The 16,538-nt window shown below is 64.5% G+C and carries 17 protein-coding genes; 4 read left to right on the plus strand and 13 right to left on the minus strand.

All coding sequences use genetic code 11. From position 1 onward, the window contains the following. Nucleotides 1–90: 90 nt before the first annotated feature. Nucleotides 91–312, minus strand: coding sequence for a hypothetical protein (locus F8237_RS36045; RefSeq protein WP_162005907.1), 222 nt, complete (start codon nt 310–312; stop codon nt 91–93). 115 nt (nt 313–427) lie between these two features. On the opposite strand from F8237_RS36045, the gene F8237_RS06855 reads away from it, so the two are divergent. After that, on the plus strand, nt 428–622 hold the full coding sequence (locus tag F8237_RS06855) for a DUF3072 domain-containing protein (RefSeq protein ID WP_151643108.1): 195 nt from the start codon (nt 428–430) through the stop codon (nt 620–622). A 63-nt stretch (nt 623–685) separates the two neighbouring features. Then, a complete protein-coding gene (locus F8237_RS06860) occupies nt 686–970 on the plus strand; it encodes a DUF6496 domain-containing protein (RefSeq protein WP_151643110.1) in 285 nt (94 codons plus the stop codon). Between the two features lie 7 nt (nt 971–977). Here the strand turns inward: F8237_RS06860 and F8237_RS06865 are convergent, their stop codons facing one another. Together F8237_RS06865 and F8237_RS06870 are read right to left on the minus strand one after the other, a co-directional pair. Further along, on the minus strand, nt 978–1,340 hold the full coding sequence (locus F8237_RS06865) for a hypothetical protein (protein ID WP_151643112.1): 363 nt from the start codon (nt 1,338–1,340) through the stop codon (nt 978–980). A 269-nt stretch (nt 1,341–1,609) separates the two neighbouring features. Continuing rightward, on the minus strand, nt 1,610–3,145 hold the full coding sequence (locus F8237_RS06870) for a Do family serine endopeptidase (RefSeq protein ID WP_162005908.1): 1,536 nt from the start codon (nt 3,143–3,145) through the stop codon (nt 1,610–1,612). 207 nt (nt 3,146–3,352) lie between these two features. Here F8237_RS06870 and F8237_RS06875 point away from each other — a divergent pair, with 207 nt between their 5' ends. Further along, the gene (locus tag F8237_RS06875) at nt 3,353–4,189 is read left to right on the plus strand and encodes a universal stress protein (protein WP_151643117.1); all 837 of its coding nucleotides are present in this window, start codon (nt 3,353–3,355) and stop codon (nt 4,187–4,189) included. Nucleotides 4,190–4,208: 19 nt separating this feature from the next. On the opposite strand, the gene F8237_RS06880 is transcribed toward F8237_RS06875, so the two are convergent. From F8237_RS06880 to F8237_RS06925, 10 genes are all read right to left on the minus strand, one after another. Beyond that, nucleotides 4,209–4,421, minus strand: a complete 213-nt coding sequence (locus tag F8237_RS06880) for a hypothetical protein (protein ID WP_151643119.1) — start codon at nt 4,419–4,421, stop codon at nt 4,209–4,211. A 101-nt stretch (nt 4,422–4,522) separates the two neighbouring features. Then, nucleotides 4,523–6,379 (minus strand): putative bifunctional diguanylate cyclase/phosphodiesterase, encoded by a 1,857-nt coding sequence (locus F8237_RS06885; protein ID WP_151643121.1) that lies wholly within the window; start codon nt 6,377–6,379, stop codon nt 4,523–4,525. Between the two features lie 265 nt (nt 6,380–6,644). Beyond that, nucleotides 6,645–7,382 carry a ribulose-phosphate 3-epimerase gene (gene rpe / locus F8237_RS06890; RefSeq protein WP_151643123.1) on the minus strand — a complete coding sequence of 246 codons (738 nt, stop codon included), beginning with the start codon at nt 7,380–7,382 and terminating at the stop codon, nt 6,645–6,647. Then, nucleotides 7,379–8,293 (minus strand): CbbX protein, encoded by a 915-nt coding sequence (cbbX, locus tag F8237_RS06895; RefSeq protein WP_151643125.1) that lies wholly within the window; start codon nt 8,291–8,293, stop codon nt 7,379–7,381. Before cbbX ends, rpe begins: the two co-directional genes overlap by 4 nt. Nucleotides 8,294–8,389: 96 nt before the next feature. After that, nucleotides 8,390–8,797 (minus strand): ribulose bisphosphate carboxylase small subunit, encoded by a 408-nt coding sequence (locus F8237_RS06900; RefSeq protein WP_151643127.1) that lies wholly within the window; start codon nt 8,795–8,797, stop codon nt 8,390–8,392. 11 nt (nt 8,798–8,808) lie between these two features. Next, on the minus strand, nt 8,809–10,269 hold the full coding sequence (locus F8237_RS06905; RefSeq protein WP_015687864.1) for a form I ribulose bisphosphate carboxylase large subunit: 1,461 nt from the start codon (nt 10,267–10,269) through the stop codon (nt 8,809–8,811). A gap of 36 nt (nt 10,270–10,305) precedes the next feature. Beyond that, nucleotides 10,306–11,391 carry a class II fructose-bisphosphate aldolase gene (gene fba, locus F8237_RS06910; protein ID WP_151643129.1) on the minus strand — a complete coding sequence of 362 codons (1,086 nt, stop codon included), beginning with the start codon at nt 11,389–11,391 and terminating at the stop codon, nt 10,306–10,308. A gap of 14 nt (nt 11,392–11,405) precedes the next feature. Then, nucleotides 11,406–13,427: a transketolase gene (gene tkt / locus F8237_RS06915; protein ID WP_151643131.1), complete on the minus strand. Its 2,022-nt coding sequence runs from the start codon at nt 13,425–13,427 to the stop codon at nt 11,406–11,408. Nucleotides 13,428–13,439: 12 nt separating this feature from the next. Continuing rightward, complete coding sequence (locus F8237_RS06920) at nt 13,440–14,315, minus strand: phosphoribulokinase (protein WP_151643133.1); 876 nt, start codon at nt 14,313–14,315, stop codon at nt 13,440–13,442. Between the two features lie 12 nt (nt 14,316–14,327). Further along, complete coding sequence (locus tag F8237_RS06925; protein WP_151643135.1) at nt 14,328–15,365, minus strand: class 1 fructose-bisphosphatase; 1,038 nt, start codon at nt 15,363–15,365, stop codon at nt 14,328–14,330. 119 nt (nt 15,366–15,484) lie between these two features. Between F8237_RS06925 and F8237_RS06930 the strand changes: the two genes are divergently transcribed. Then, the gene (locus F8237_RS06930) at nt 15,485–16,462 is read left to right on the plus strand and encodes a LysR family transcriptional regulator (RefSeq protein WP_151643137.1); all 978 of its coding nucleotides are present in this window, start codon (nt 15,485–15,487) and stop codon (nt 16,460–16,462) included. Nucleotides 16,463–16,538: the final 76 nt, after the last annotated feature.

Genomic DNA, 16,538 nt, shown 5'->3' on the forward strand with positions numbered 1-16,538 from the left:
CCGGCATGAACGTCGGATGAAGCGGCGAATGACAAATCTTTCATGAGAATGGAACCCGCGATCAACACGCAACGCGCGCTCCCAAAGCCTTCAGCGGCGCGCGATCGCACGCAGGGGATTGCTGGCTGTCTTGACGGGACGAAGGCGCACCCGGTCGCGGACGTCAGGCAGGACATCGCCGCCGCCGGCAGCCTTCCATTCGCCGATCAGCAGGTTGATTTTCCGGCGCAGATCCATCTGCGCCAGGGCCTTTTCCGTGCAGTCGCGATCGCGCTCGACGAGCTCGCGCACAGACGCCTCGACATCGGCCATCGCCAGCCTCAAGGCACTGATTTTACGCCGCATTTCATTAATTCTGTTGTCCATGGCTTGTTAGAACAAAATAAGAACATATAGTCAAGCCACGATTCCAGAACGGAGAGGTCAGATGCAGGTTCAGGGTAAATATGACGCCAGGGCTTTCCTCGCGGGGCAGATGACGCGGGCACAGGGCCTGAGGTTGAAGCGGCTGAGCGAGGAGGCCTATCAGCCCGCGCAATACAATCGGGATCTGTCCTCCGCCGAGGCCGCACACCGCATCCAGGTGCTCGAGGCGGAGATCGAGCTGGCGAACTCGTTCTGAGGCGCGCGCCTGGAACGTTGCGTCAGCGCTACGGTTCTTTCCCTTGGCCAAGGGAGAGAGTCGATGGCACGCAAGGCAACGAAGCGCCGTTATTCCCGCAGCGCCGGCGATGATGTCGAGCGGGAGATGCGTCGTTACAAGAAGGGCGTCGCGAAAAGCGGCCCTGGCGGCCGTGGTGGACGCGTGAAGAGCCGCAAGCAGGCGATCGCAATCGGCCTGTCGGAAGCGCGCGCGAAGGGCAAGAAAGTCCCGAAGAAGGCGTCGAAGCGAAAGACGACCAAGAAAACAGCTGGGAAGACAACCAAGAAGACGACGAAGAGCTCGAAGCGCAAATCCAGCAAACGGTGACGCAGCGTCAGATCATGCTGCCCGGCATGAAACAGCGGATGGATATCCCGAACGCGGTTTTGACCGGCCACACCATGGTGCGGCCGGCACGGTTCGGCTCGGTGATGACAGCCTCGTCAGGCACGTCGACCCACTGCCCGTCGAGCCGCACGCGGTAGTGTCCGTCATGCGATTCCCAATCGGGATCGGATACCGCAAATCCGTCTGCATCCGAGCAGCACGGGCCGAGATGGCTGCGAAGGCTGTCGAACCAGGGTTTGAGAGCTGAATTGGCGTAGCGGCCATCGTCGCGCCCGAGCGCACTTCCGGTCGTCATCACGATCGGCGCTGCCAGCAGCGCACACCTCAGCGAGAGCTTCAATCGATCCATGTCGGCACCGATCAAATGCAAACGTCAGGCTCCACAGGACGGCCCGACGTTCGGAGTTCCACTCCTGCAATTCGCCTTGGCGTCGTCATTGGCGCCAAAGCCCAACACGCATCCGAACTGTGACGATCGAACGAGGCTTTTTCGGACGAACCGGTCATGATTGCTGCCGTTAACGCGAATGTTATCGGCAGCCTGTGGGTATCTCGGATGCGCACGCGAAAAGGCGGCCCGAGGGCCGCCTTCTTGGATTTACGCTGGACGAGCTCGGCTTACGCGAGCGGCACCGCGACGAACCGGGTCGCCTCCGCACTCTTCACCTGCAACAGCACGCTGTTCTTGCCGGACGATTTGGCCTGCGCCAGCTCGGCGCGGACCTCGCCGACATTGGCGACGGGCTTGCCGCCGACATTGAGGATGACGTCGCCGGTCTGGATGCCGCGTTGCGCGGCCGGCCCCTGCGGGTCGACCTCGGTGACGACGACGCCCTTCTGGCCCGCGCCCTGGACGTCGCCGGCCGGAGCCAGGCTGAGCCCGAGGCGCGGCGAGCCGACGTTCGGCTGCGCCTTGCCCTCATCGGACTTTGCCTGCTGCTCGTTCGGCAACTCGCCAAGCGCCAACGTCACGGTCTTGCTGTCCCCCTTGTGGAAGACATCGAGCTTCACCGAGCTCCCCGGCGCCAGCGTGGCGATGGTTCGGGCGAGATCACGGGAGTCCTTGACCGCAGTACCGTTGACGGCGGTGATGACGTCACCCGCCTCGATGCCGGCCTTGGCCGCCGGGCTGCCGTCCTGCGGGTTGTCGACGATCGCGCCGCGCGCGTCCTTGAGGCCGAGGCTGTCGGCGATCTCGGCGGTCACCGGCTGCACCTGCACGCCGAGCCAGCCGCGCGTCACCGCGCCCTTGTCCTTCAACTGTGCGACGACGAGCTTCGCCGTCGAGGCCGGAATGTCGAAGCCGATCCCGACCGAACCGCCCGAGGGCGAGAAGATCGCGGTGTTCACGCCGATCACGTTGCCGCTCATGTCGAAGGCCGGACCGCCGGAATTGCCCTTGTTGATCGGCGCGTCGATCTGGATGAAATCGTCATAGGGGCCGTTGCCGATATCGCGGCCGCTGGCCGAGACGATGCCGGCGGTCACGGTGCCGCCGAGACCGAAGGGGTTGCCGACCGCGACCACCCAGTCGCCGATCCGCGGCTTCTGGTCGGAGAATTTGACGAACGGAAAGTCCTTCTTGCCATCGACCTTGATCAGCGCAAGATCGGTCTTGGGATCGGTGCCGACCACCTTCGCGGTGTAGACCGTGCCGTCGTCCATCGTCACCTGCACCGACGTAGCGTGATCGACGACGTGGTTGTTGGTCACGGCATAGCCGTCGGCGGAGATGAAGAAACCGGAGCCTTCACCGGTGATCGTCTGGTGGCGCTGACGCGGCATGCCATTCATGCCGCCCGGGCCACGGAAGCCGAACTGCCGGGAGAACTGGTCGAGCGGCGAATCCTCGTCGGGTTCCATCCGATTCTGTTGCAGCATCGCACTCTTGTCGTTGTCCTGGTCGATCTTGACCCGCACGGAGATGACGGCGGGTTTGACCTTGCCGACGAGATCGCCGAAGCCCGGCGGCGTCGCGGCAGCCTCGGCGGCCTGGGCCGGCGCGATGAAGGAGGCCATCCCGAGCGGCGAAGAGCCGGGAGAACTGGCGAGCACGGCCACGCCAAGCGCGGCCACGGTGCCGAGCAGCGCAAGCCGGCGCGGCTTCAGGATCGTGCGGGACGAGGTGGTGTCGGAATTGACGCGGTCTTTCATGTCGAAATGTCCATGCTGGGTAAGTCGCCTTGGACCCAACATGGACATCGTCACCTTACGGGGTCCCGTCCACCCGGTTAAATCTTGGCAAAGTTGCTGCGACCACCGGCACGGCCAGAAGTCGCAGTTGCACATTTGATGCAGCTCAACACAGGCCCCGCGCGAAGTGAAAGACTGTGATCGGATGAAGTCCATCGGAGCCGCGCCATGTACAAAGACATTCTCGTTCACGTCCCGACCGAACGCCCCATGCGCCCCGTGATCGACGGATCGATTTCGCTGGCTGCGCAGCTCAATGCCCACGTTGACGCCGTCGCCGTCGGCTATGTCGCAACCAGCGCGGCTTATGTGATGGAAGGCGGCGCCGCAGTGGCGGCGGTGTTCGAGATGGAACGTGAGCGCGCGGTGGAGCGGGCCGAAGCGGCGCTGACGGTGTTCAAGAGCGAAGCCGCGAACGCCGGCCTTTCCTTTGCATGCCATCCGCTCGGCGCGATCCCGGCGGATGCAGCCGCCTTGCTCGGCGAGATGGCGCGGCTGCACGATCTCAGCATCGTGCTGCAGCCCGAGCCGGCGCAAGGCTCATTCGATAACGACGTGCCCAGCGAAATCCTGTTCCAGGCGGGCGGCCCGGTGCTGTTCCTGCCGTACAATTTCCGTGGGGCATTCAAGCCGAAACGGATCGGCATCTGCTGGGACGGCAGCCGCCTCGCCGCCCGCGCGATGCGCGATGCCGCACCGTTCCTGGCTCGCGCCGAGGAGATCGTGATCATCACCATCAACGAGGCCGACGCGGTTCCCGACGACGTCTCGGCGCGTAATCTGGCAGAGCATCTCGGCCGACGCGGCTTGTCGACCCGCACGGCCAGCTTGTCGGCCGCGCGCGCTGACATTCAGCCGACCATCCTGTCACTGGCGGCCGACGAGAACCTCGATCTCCTCGTGATGGGCGGCTATGGCCATTCGCGATTGCAGGAACGCCTGCTCGGCGGCGTCACCCGCGCCATGCTCGAGGCCATGACGGTCCCCACGCTGATGTCGCATTAGCGAGGTCGCTACAAGGGCTTCAAGCTGCGACGGGCGTCTCCCAAACCGCGGCTGCGGCGGCGTCGTCTTGACGCTGAACATTGCACGCGTCGAAATGCGCCTTCAGCGCGGTCTCGGCGAGATGTTCGAAATGTTCGGCCTGGCCAAGGAGTTGCCAGTTCTGGAGCGGCCGGTAGGCCGCCTGCTGACGGCAGAGGGATGCCAGCGCCCGGTAGCGACGTACGTTCTCCATGAGAGCCTCCCTCGCATTCACAGGGCTTATGGTCCTGATTTACGTCAGGCGGATGGCGGTTGTGCAAAACATTTGCTGTGTGCACAGCTCGCCTGCCAGCTCTAGGCGGAGAGGCGACGTTCCACGGTCACCCCGATCAGATCGAGATACCGTTCGATCGGTTCCGGCCGGCCAATGAGATAGCCCTGCATCTCCTCGCAGGCCTCGCGCGCGAGGAACACCCGCTGCGCTTCGGTCTCCACCCCTTCCGCGACCACCGGAATCTTCAAGGCGTGCGCAAGGCTCAAGACCGCGCGGACGATCTCGGCTGATTGCGGCGTCGCGTCGAGATCGGAGATGAAGCTGCGGTCGATCTTGATCTTGTCGAACGGGAACGACTGGAGATAGGACAGCGAAGAATAACCGGTGCCGAAATCGTCCATCGCGATGCGGATGCCGAGCGCCTTCAGCCGCCGCAGCAGGTTGAGCGCGCGGGTGAAATCGCCGATCAGAACGCCCTCGGTGATCTCGACCTCGAGCCGCGTGGGCGCCAGCCCCGTCTCCAGCAGGATCTGGTGGATCGAACGTTCGAGGTCGCCGGCCTGGAACTGGACCGGTGACAAATTGACCGCAACCTGCAACGGCCGCGGCCAGGACGCCGCTTCGCGGCACGCCTCGCGCAAGACCCATTCACCGATCTGGATGATCAGCCCGTTCTCCTCGGCGAGCGGAATGAACTGGTCCGGCGGCACGAAGCCGCGGGTCGGGTGGTTCCAGCGCACCAGCGCCTCGAAACCGATGATCTCGCCGTCAATCTGCGCCTGCGGCTGGAAGTAGACGAGCAGCTGGCTCTGCTCCACCGCCTGCCGCAGATCGTGCAATAGCAGCCTGCGGTCGCGCAGTTCGCGGTCCATCTCGGATTCGAAGAAGCAGACCCGGCCCCGGCCCTCGCGCTTGGCGCGATAGAGCGCCGAATCGGCATTTGCGAGCAGCGTTGCCGCGTCCACGCCGTCATCCGGAAAGATCGCGATACCGACGCTCAAGCCGACATGAGAGAGATAATCGTCGACCTCGAGCTCGTTACCGATCGCCTCGACCAGGCGTTCGCCGAGCGCCAGCACCTCTTCGCGGCAGACATCGTCCGGCATCAGGATCATGAACTCGTCGCCGCCGATACGGGCGACGAAGCCGCCGTCGGCTTCCGCGGCAAGGCGCCCGGCCGCAGCCCGCATCAACATGTCGCCGACGGGATGGCCGAACACATCGTTCACTTCCTTGAAGCGATCGAGATCGAGGCTGAGTACCGCAAAGCTGGTCGATGCCTCCTGGGCGCGTTCCAGCAGCTCGCTCAGGGCCGCATTGAATGCGCTTCGGTTGGGCAGGTCGGTCAGCGCATCGTGATGTGCGAGGTGGCTGATGCGTTCCTGGGTGGTGATGCGCTCGGTGACGTCCTCGATCACACCGACCAGATATTGCGGCTCGCCCGCGGCGTCCGTGATCAGCATCTTGCGTGAGTTGATGACGCGGTCGTGCCCCTTGACGCCGACTTCGAGCAGATGCTCCTCGAGGAACATCGGCATGCCGCTGGCAACGACCCGACGGTCCTGTTCGTTGACAATGCGGGCGACATCCGCCGGAAAGACTTCCTCGGGCGTCCTGCCCAGCATCTGCTCGCGCGGCAGGCCGTAGTAATCCTCGCCGGCGCGGTTGAGCAGGATGTAGCGCGAATCCTTCGCGCACTTTGCGAATACGGCGATCGGGATGTTGTCCACGATGGTGTCGAGGAACTCGCGCGTCCGCAGCAGGTCTTCTTCCACCTGCCCGTGCGTCTTCGCGCGCGCCTCGGTCATCCGCTGGCGATCGCGGTCGCTCGCCTCATAGGCGGCGCTGACGAGCTCTCCAAGCTTGACGAGCTGGACCTGACCGTCCGCATCGGTGGCGCAGCGAAGCTGCTCGGCGAACAAGCGATGCATGCTCATGCCGTCGCTCCCCGCCGCGTGCAGACCTCATGCCTGCAATTCTCTTCGATCCGCATCCCCGCGCTCTCTTGCGTTCCTAAACCGCAGATTGCGATGCGTAGCATTGCGCGGGCGTTAATCGAATTTTCGTGTCAGGCGCGTTGGTTACCCCGGCCTGAAGGAGTTGATCGACTTGCGCGGCATCCTCCGTAGAACCCCGGAGAAAAGTGGCACGCCTTGGTACAACCAGCACCGGGACGTCGTCGTCACGCGTCCCATCCGTAGTCTACCGGATAAGCGCGCCCTCTCGGAGCTGCATCGGCCGCGCGGGACTATCGCGCAGGATGGGAACCCGAGCGGCCTCCGCCGCGACCCGAATGGCCGCGATGTTGCCGGCATAGTCGGCGCTGCTCTTGCCGCGAAACACGGCGGAACCTGCCACGAGCGTATCGGCGCCTGCGGCGGCGACAGCAGCGGCATTGTCTCGCGTGATGCCGCCATCGACCTCGAGCCGGATCGGCCGGTCGCCGATCATGCGTCGAACCCGCCTGATCTTCTCGAGCTGGGAGTCGAGGAAGGATTGGCCGCCAAAGCCGGGATTGACGGTCATGACGAGCACGAGATCGAGACGATCGAGCACGTACTCGATCGCGCCCTCGGGAGTTACCGGACACAGGCTGACGCCAGCCTTCTTGCCCAGCGCGCGGATCGCCTGGAGCGAGCGGTCGAGATGCGGACCGGCCTCGGCATGGACCGTGATGACGTCAGCACCCGCTTTCGCGAAGCCCTCCAGATAGGGATCAACAGGCGCTATCATCAGATGCACGTCAAATATCTTCGACGTCACCGGCCGGATCGCCTTGATGATTTCGGCACCGTAACTGATGTTCGGCACGAAATGGCCATCCATGACGTCACAATGGATCCAGTCGGCGCCGGCCGCGTCGATCGCCGCGACTTCCTCGCCGAGGCGCGCGAAATCAGCGGCCAGGATCGACGGGGCAATGATGATCTCCTTGGTCATGGCTTGGCACTCCGCGCATCGGCTCCGCCGCTGAAAACACGGCTCGCCAGCACGTCAGCGGGATCGATGGTTTCGAGGTCCGCGATGTCCAGCGTGCGATCGAGATCGGAGACAAGGCGATCGGCTTGCCGCAGGCGGATGCGGTCGACCGCATTACGAATCGAGCGCGCGTTGGAGAAGAACGGCTGGGTTCGGCGCAGCGCGATGTATTTCTCGAATGCTTCGCGCGCAGACGCCGAGAAGCGATAGCCACGCTCCCTGAGCATCAGCTCGGCGATGACCAGCAACTCGGCCTCCGCATAGTCCGGAAAGTCGATGTGGTGGGCGATCCGCGAGCGGAAGCCTGGATTGGACGCAAAGAAGCTCGTCATCCGCTCGCCGTAGCCGGCGAGGATGACGACGAGATCCTCGCGCTGGTTCTCCATCACCTGGAGCAGGATCTCGATCGCCTCCTGGCCGTAGTCGCGCTCGTTGTCGGGGCGGTGCAGGTAGTAGGCCTCGTCGATGAAGAGCACGCCGCCCATCGCCTTCTTCAGGATCTCCTTGGTCTTCGGCGCGGTGTGGCCGATATATTGCCCGACGAGATCGTCGCGCGTCACCGAGATCACCTGCCCGCGCCGGACGAAGCCCAGCCCGTGCAGGATCTTCGCCATGCGCAGCGCCACCGTGGTCTTGCCGGTGCCGGGATTGCCGGTGAACGACATGTGCAGCGTCGGCGGCGACGATGCCAGGCCGGCACGCTGACGGATGCGCTCGATCAGCAGCAGCGATGCGATCTGGCGCACGCGGTCCTTGACCGGCCGCAGGCCGATCAGCTCCTGCTCGAGTTGTTGCAGCGTGTCGGTGATCCCGGCGGCTTCGGCCTCCTTGCGGAGATCGAACGCGGTTTCGGTGGTGGGCACATCAAGCATCGGCGCCTCGAATAAAATGGCTTCGCCGCGGGGCGGCGGCGAAGCAGTTGTCCGCCAAGGATCTGGAGCAGCAAGGCTCCGCGCGGAGACGAATGGCTATTGCGACGCGTACGCGGCGTTCTTTCGAACGGTGCTGTAGCGGATGGCGCGGCCACCGACCTCGTGCCGCACCAGCTCGAATTCCGCCTCATGCGGTGGCCGGTTGACCAGAAACGAAATCCGCACCGACTCCCAACCATGGCTGGAATCGAACCCGCTGATGCGGATGTAACGATCGCCATACACCCGGCGGCATTCGGCGAGTTCCATCATCACGCCGGCGGCATCCTGCAGATCGAACATCGGCAGGCCCCACATCTCCCAATAGGTGTTGCGGGGATGCGGATCGTCGGTGAACTCGATGTTCACCGCCCAGCCGTTGGCCAGGCAGTACTGCACCTGCTTGGTGATCTGGTCGTCGGTGAGGTCAGGCAGGAACGAGAAGCAACCCTGGGTCAGTTTCATGTTCAGTCTCCTCAAACGGTTTCCAGCGCGGTGGGCACGAAGTCCGGCGTGTCGGTGGACTGGTAGTTGAAGCTGACGTCCTTCCAGACCTCGAGCGCGGCCTTCAGCGGCGTGCAGGTCTCGGCCGCCCTGGCCAGGATTTCCGGCCCTTCGTGGACGTAGTCACGCCCCTCGTTACGGGCGAGAATCATCGCCTCCAATGCCACGCGGTTGGCGATCGCACCGGCCGCAATGCCCATGGGATGACCGATGGTGCCGCCACCGAATTGAAGCACGACGTCTTCGCCGAGCAAGTTGAGCAATTGATGCATCTGGCCTGCATGAATGCCGCCTGACGCCACCGGCATCATCTTGTTCAGGCTCGCCCAGGACTGGTCGAAGAACAGGCCGTGCTCGAGCATGGTCGGATTGAAGTCCTCGCGGCAGACGTCGTAGTAGCCGCGCGTGGTGTTGGGATCGCCTTCGAGCTTGCCGACCACCGTGCCGGCGTGAATGTGGTCGACGCCCGCCAGGCGCATCCATTTGGCGATGACGCGGAACGACACGCCATGGCTCTTCTGCCGCGTATAGGTCGAGTGACCGGCGCGATGCAGATGCAGGATCATGTCGTTGCGCCGAGCCCATTTCGCCATCGACTGGATGGCGGTGTAGCCGATCACGAGGTCGATCATGACGATGACCGACCCGAGCTCCTTGGCGAACTCCGCGCGCTCGTACATGTCCTCCATCGTCCCGGCGGTGACGTTCAAGTACGTGCCTTTCACTTCGCCGGATGCCGCCTGTGCGCGGTTCACCGCCTCCATGCAGTAGAGGAAGCGGTCGCGCCAATGCATGAACGGCTGCGAGTTGATGTTCTCGTCGTCCTTGGTGAAGTCGAGCCCGCCCTTGAGCGCCTCGTACACCACGCGGCCGTAATTGCGGCCCGACAGCCCGAGCTTCGGCTTGACCGTCGCGCCCAGCAGCGGCCGGCCGAACTTGTCCAGCCGCTCGCGCTCGACCACAATGCCGGTCGCCGGTCCCTGGAACGTCTTCACATAGGCGACCGGAAAGCGCATGTCCTCGAGCCGCAACGCCTTCAGCGGCTTGAAGCCGAACACATTGCCGATGATCGAAGCCGAGAGGTTGGCGATCGAGCCCGGCTCGAACAGGTCGAGATCGTAGGCGATGTAGGCGAAGTACGAGCCCGGCGTACCCGGGACAGGATCGACGCGATAGCACTTCGCGCGATATTTCTCCGCGGCCGTCAGCCGGTCGGTCCAGACCACCGTCCAGGTTGCCGTCGATGATTCGCCGGCGACCGCGGCGGAGGCTTCGATCGGGTCGACGCCCTCCTGCGGCGTGACGCGGAACAGCGCGATGACGTCGGTGTCCTTCGGCACATAGTCGGGCTCCCAATAGCCCATGCGCGCGTATTCCATGGTGCCCGAGCGATAGCGCTCCTTGCCGCGGACGGTTCCTGTATGTGCGTTCATGGCTCTCTCCCTCGTTTCTCTCTCTTTTGACTCTGCTCAGGCTGCGACGTGCTCGCGGGTGTCAATGCGCGGATCGAGTTCGCCGGCGCGGTAACGCCGCGCCATCTCGCTCATCGGCACGACCTTGATCTTGCTGGCGTGGCCGGCTGTGCCGAACTGCTCGAACCGTTCGCGGCAGAGGGTGCGCATCGCGTCCATCGCCGGCTTGAGGAACTTGCGCGGATCAAATTCGGAGGGCGACTGCCCGGCGACCTTGCGGAACACAGCGGTCATTGCGAGGCGGCAGTCGGTGTCGATATTGACCTTGCGCACGCCGCTTTTGATGCCGCGGACGATCTCCTCGACCGGCACGCCCCAGGTCTGCGGCATCTCGCCACCGAACTGATTGAACATGTCTTGAAGCGGCTGGGGCACGGAGGAGGAGCCGTGCATCACGAGATGCGTGTTGGGCAGCCGGCGGTGGATCTCCTCGACCACTCGCATCGCCAGGATGTCACCATCCGGCTTGCGGCTGAACTTGTAGGCCCCATGCGAGGTGCCCATTGCGATCGCGAGCGCGTCGACCTTGGTGGCGCGGACGAAGTCCACGGCCTGGTCGGGATCGGTCAGCAACTGGTCGTGGCTGACCTTGCCCTCGACGCCGTGGCCGTCCTCCTGCTCGCCGCCGCCATGCTCGAGCGAGCCGAGCACGCCGAGTTCGCCTTCGACGGATGCGCCGACCCAATGGGCGAGATCGACGACGCGGCGGGTGATCGCGACGTTGTAGTCGTAGTCGGCGGCGGTCTTGGCATCGGCCTTGAGCGAACCGTCCATCATCACCGAGGTGAAACCGTGGGCGATGGCGCTGGCACAGGTCGCCTCGTCATTGCCGTGATCCTGGTGCATGCAGAGCGGGATGTCGGGATAGGTCCGCTCCAGCGCGTCGATCATGTGCGAGAGCATGATGTCGCCGGCATAGCTGCGCGCGCCGCGCGAGGCCTGGATGATGACGGGCGCATCGACCTCGGCCGCCGCCTGCATGATCGCGATGCCCTGCTCCATGTTGTTGATATTGAACGCCGGCACGGCATAGCCGTGACTGGCGGCGTGATCGAGCAATTGGCGAAGGGTGATACGGGCCACGATAAATCCTCCTGTTATTGCTTGCGGGCGCGGGCGATCGCCCGCCGGGCGGCTTCCGCAATGCCTTGCGAAGTGATGCCGAATTCGCGGTAGAGCACAGGCGCAGGCGCCGACGCGCCGAAGCCGCGCATGCCGACGAACTCGCCGTCAGAGCCGATCCAGCGATGCCAATCGCCGACGACGGCCGCCTCGATGCCGACGCGCGGCGCGGTGCCGAGAACAGCCGCGCGGTAGTCCTCCGGTTGCTCGTCGAACAATGCGAAGCAGGGCGCGGACACGACGGCCGCACGGACGTGTTCGGTCGCAAGCAGGCGGGCGGCTTCCAGCGCGATCGATACTTCCGAACCTGTTGCGATCAGCGTCACGTCACGGCCGCCGTCCGGCGAGACCACGAGATAGGCGCCCCGCGCAACGCGGTTCCGGCCGCGGGCGTCGCTGCGGAAGGTCGGCAGCGCCTGCCGCGACAGGCACAGCACGGAGGGACGATGCTCGGACTCGAGTGCGCAGTCCCAGGCCTCCAGCGTCTCGACCGCGTCGGCGGGGCGGAACACCAGCAGATTAGGAATGACGCGCAGCGCGGCGAGATGTTCGACCGGCTGGTGCGTCGGACCGTCCTCACCGAGACCGATGGAATCGTGTGTCATCACATGGATGACGCGCAACCGCATCAAGGCCGCAAGGCGGACCGCCGGCCGGCTGTAATCGGAGAAGGCAAGGAAGGTGCCGCCATAGGGAATGAAGCCGCCGTGCAGCGCGAGACCGTTCATCGCGGCTGCCATGCCGTGCTCGCGGATACCATAGTGGATGTAGTCACCCGCGAACGCGCCGCGCGTGACGGGGACCTGTGCCTTGGCGTGTGTCAGATTCGAATGGGTCAGGTCCGCGGAGCCGCCGGCAAGGCCGGGAATTGTCGAGGCGATATTGTCGAGCACTTGTTGCGAGGCCTGCCGCGTCGCGAGCTTCGGGCGCTCGGTGGCAAAGCGCTCGCGCAATTTCGCCGAGGCCTGGGCATAGGCGTTCGGCAGGGCAACGGCCTTGCCCTCGATGAACAGGTCGCGCTGCGCTGGCGTCGCGCATTCGTAGCGATCGAGCCAGGCCAGACGCTCGACCTGCCCGCGCTGCCCGATCATCCGCCACGCCTTCATGATCGTGACAGGCACCACGAACGGCTGATAGTCCCAGCCAAGCGTCCGGCGCGCTGCCGCCATCTGCTCGGTGCCGAGCGGCGCGCCATGCGCCTTCTCGGTGCCTTGCCGGTCCGGTGCGCCATAGCCGATGATCGTGCGACAGGCGATCAGCGACGGTTTTGCGCTCTCACGCTCTTCGGCGATCGCTTGCGCGACGGCTTCGGGATCGTGTCCGTCGACGCGGCGCACCGACCAGCCTGAGGCGGCGAAGCGCATGAGCTGATCATCCGAGGTCGCGAGCGAGGTCGGACCGTCGATGGAGATGCCGTTGTCGTCGAACAGCACGATCAGCCGCCCTAGCCCGAGATGGCCGGCGAGCGAGATCGCCTCCTGGCTGATACCTTCCATCAGGCAGCCGTCGCCGGCGATGACATAAGTGAAGTGATCGACGAGCCCATCGCCATGCCGCGCATTGGCCATGCGCTCGGCGAGCGCCATGCCCACGGCCGTCGCGATCCCCTGCCCCAGAGGTCCCGTCGTGGTCTCCACGCCCGGCGTGTGGCCGTATTCGGGATGGCCCGGCGTCTTCGAGCCCCATTGCCGAAACGCCTTGAGGTCATCGAGGCTGACATCGCCGCCAGTGAGATAGAGCAGTGCATAAAGCAGCATCGAGCCGTGCCCCGCCGACAGCACGAAGCGGTCGCGGTCCGGCCAGTTCGGGTGCGCGGAGTCGAATTTCAGGAAGCGCGAGAACAGCACGGTCGCGACGTCGGCCATGCCCATGGGAAGGCCGGGATGGCCGGACTGAGAGGTCTCGATAGCGTCGACCGCGAGGAAGCGAACGGCGTTGGCGAGATCGCTATGCACGACCGCCGTGAGATCGGCTTCGGCACGGACGGAGATGTTCATCGGATCCTCCCCTTACTTCAGGTTTCGCTTGCGCTCGATCAACTGCATGATCAGCGGCGTCAGGATGAGCTGCATTGCGAGATCCAGCTTTGCGCCGGGACACACGATGGAGTTGGCGCGTGACATGAAACTGTGCGGCAACATCGAGAGCAGATAGGGGAAGTCGATGCCGCGCGGATTCTTGAAGCGGATGACGACCATCGATTCGTCCGGGGTCGGGATCCAGCGCGCGATGAACGGATTGGAGGTGTCCACGGTCGGAACGCGCTGGAAGTTGATGTCGGTCTCGGAGAATTGCGGGCAAATGTAGTGGATGTAATCGGGCATTCGCCGCAGGACCGTGTCGGTGACGGCCTCGGTCGAATAGCCGCGCGCGCTGCGATCGCGGTGCAGCTTCTGGATCCATTCGAGATTGATGACGGGCACGACGCCGATCTTGAGGTCGGCATAGCGCGCGACATTGACCTTGTCGGTCACGACGGCGCCGTGTAGCCCTTCGTAGAACAGCAGGTCCGAATTCTCCGGCAGCCGCTTCCATTCGGTGAAGGTGCCTGGCGCCGCGCCGTGCAGCGCGGCTTCCTCGACATCGTGGACGTAGTGCCGTGTCGTCGCAGTGCCGGTCTCACCATAATCCCGGAACGCCCGCTCCAGCTCCTCAAACAGATTGGTCTCGGGACTGAAATGGCTGAAATGCTTGTTGCCGCGCTCGGCTTCATTCGCCATCTGCGTGCGCATTTCGGCGCGGTCATAGCGATGAAAGGCGTCACCTTCGATGTAGGCGGCATTGACCTTCTCGCGGAAGAATATCTGCTCGAAGGTCCTCTTCACCGAGGTCGTGCCTGCGCCGGAGGAGCCCGTGATGGAGATGATCGGATGCTTTCTGGACATGCGCCGTTCCTCTTACACGCGGAAGAAGCCGCGACGCGCGAACAACGGCGCGGAGCCGCTCGCCACCAGCAGCGGATCACAGTGCAATTCCTCGACGCGGCACACCTCGGCGCTGGAGCCCATGACCAGCGGCACGCGCTGGTGCAGGCTTTGCGCCGAGAGGTCGAGGATGCGCTCGCGCCCCGTTGAGGCAGAACCGCCGGCCTGTTCCATGATCATCGCCATGGGATGCGCTTCGTAAGTGAGGCGCAGGCGGCCATCGCCATAACCGGGCCGTGCATCGGAGGGATAGAGGAACACGCCGCCGCGGGTGAGGATGCGATAGGCCTCCGCGACCAGCGAGCCGATCCAGCGCATGTTGAAATTGCGATTGGCGGGCCCGTCGACGCCGGCAAGACATTCGTCGACGAAGGCGCGCACCGGCGGATCCCAATGCCGGCGGTTCGACGCATTGATCGAGAACTCGTCGCACGCCTCGGCGATCTGAACGCCGCTGCGCGCGAGGCGGAAGCAACCGGACCTGCGATCAAGGGTGAAGATATCGACGCCGTCGCCGAGCGTCAGCACCAGCGAGGTCTGCGGACCGTAGGTGACGAAGCCCGCCGCAAGCTGCGCCGTGCCGCGCTGGTGAAAGGCGAGATCGAGATCGTCCGGCGTCGGCAGGATCGAGAAGATCGTGCCGACCGTCATGTTGATATCGATGTTGGAGGAGCCGTCCAGCGGATCGACCGCGACGCAGATTTTTGCTTCGCGATCGCCGATCTGCGGCTCGCGCATCTCCTCCGACGCCAGCGCCGCGATCGGCAATTTGCCGAGGCAGCGGCGCAGGATCATGTCCGCCTGGACGTCGAGATCACGTTGGAGATCGCCGTCGCTGTTGCGGCCGGTGGTCAGGCCCGAGGCGTCCGCAAGATCTCCGCTGGCAATGAGGTCGGCGATCTCGATCGCGGCTGCCGCGATGGCATCGATTGCTGCCGCCACCGCCAGCGCATGGGGGGCAGTCTCGGAATACCGTTGAAGGTGCTCGTCCAGCCTGAGTTGCCCGGTCATCTGCGTCCATCCCCTTGCGGGCGCCGCATCCAGTTCCCTCCTCGGCGGAGGTCGGTGCGATCGGTCCCGGCAAGAGAAGATTGACAGGGGAGGCTTAATAAGGAAAATTTCTATTCGTAATGAGTGGCAAAGAATTATCTTATAACGGTTCCGGCCATGCGGCGGCCCAGCTCCGGCATCTGACGATCCGGCAGCTCCGATCGCTCGCGGCGCTTTCGGCCAGGGGCAGCGTCACGGCGGCCTCGAGCCAGCTCGGCCTGACCCAGCCGGCCGTCACCCAGCAACTCCGCCAGCTTCAGGACCTTGCAGGCCTGCCGCTGGTGCAGCGGACCGGCGACGGCATGCTGTTGACGGAGGCCGGCAGGGAGGTGCTGACGCTCGCCGAGCGCGTCGAAGCCGCGATCATGGACTGCCAGGGCGCACTCGATCTGCTTGCCGGGCGCACGGGCGGCGCGGTGCATCTCGGCGCGGTCTCGACTGCAAAGTATTTCGTGCCGCATGCGATCGCGGCGTTCTCCAAGCGGCATCCGAAGATCGAGATCAAGCTGACCATCGGCAATCGCAAGGAGATCCGCGAGGCCATGCACGGCTACGACCTCGACTTCGCCGTGATGGGTCGGCCACCGGCCGACGTCAGCGTCGACGTGCGTCAGCTCGGGCGCAATCCGCACATCATCGTCGCGCGGAAGGGGCACTGGCTGGAGAAGGATTCAGGCCTCAGCCTCACCGATCTCGTGCACGAGACCTTCCTCACCCGCGAGCCTGGGTCGGGCACGCGCACGCTGATGGAGGGCATGTTCCAGAAGTCGGATCTCGAGCCGATCGTCGGCATGGAGATGAGCAGCAACGAGACCATCAAGCAGGCCGTCATCGCCGGGCTCGGCATCGCCTTCATCTCGGCCCACACGGTGGCGCATGAGCTTGCCGAAGGCCGCCTCATCGTGCTCGACGTCGCGGGCCTTCCCATTGTCCGTCAATGGTACGTGATCCGCCGCAGCGACAAGGTGCTGCTGCCGCCGGCGCAGGCGATGTTCGATTTTCTGGGCTCGGAAGGCTCGAACTACCTGCCCGACGTGCCCGAGTTCGGTGGGCAATAGCCTGGCATACTCACCCCATCAGCTTCATCGCGACCGTGGCCGCCAGAATGACGACGATCTGGAGCAGGCGCTCCGT

This window comes from Bradyrhizobium betae (assembly GCF_008932115.1).
GTDB classification, from domain to species: Bacteria; Pseudomonadota; Alphaproteobacteria; order Rhizobiales; family Xanthobacteraceae; genus Bradyrhizobium; species Bradyrhizobium betae.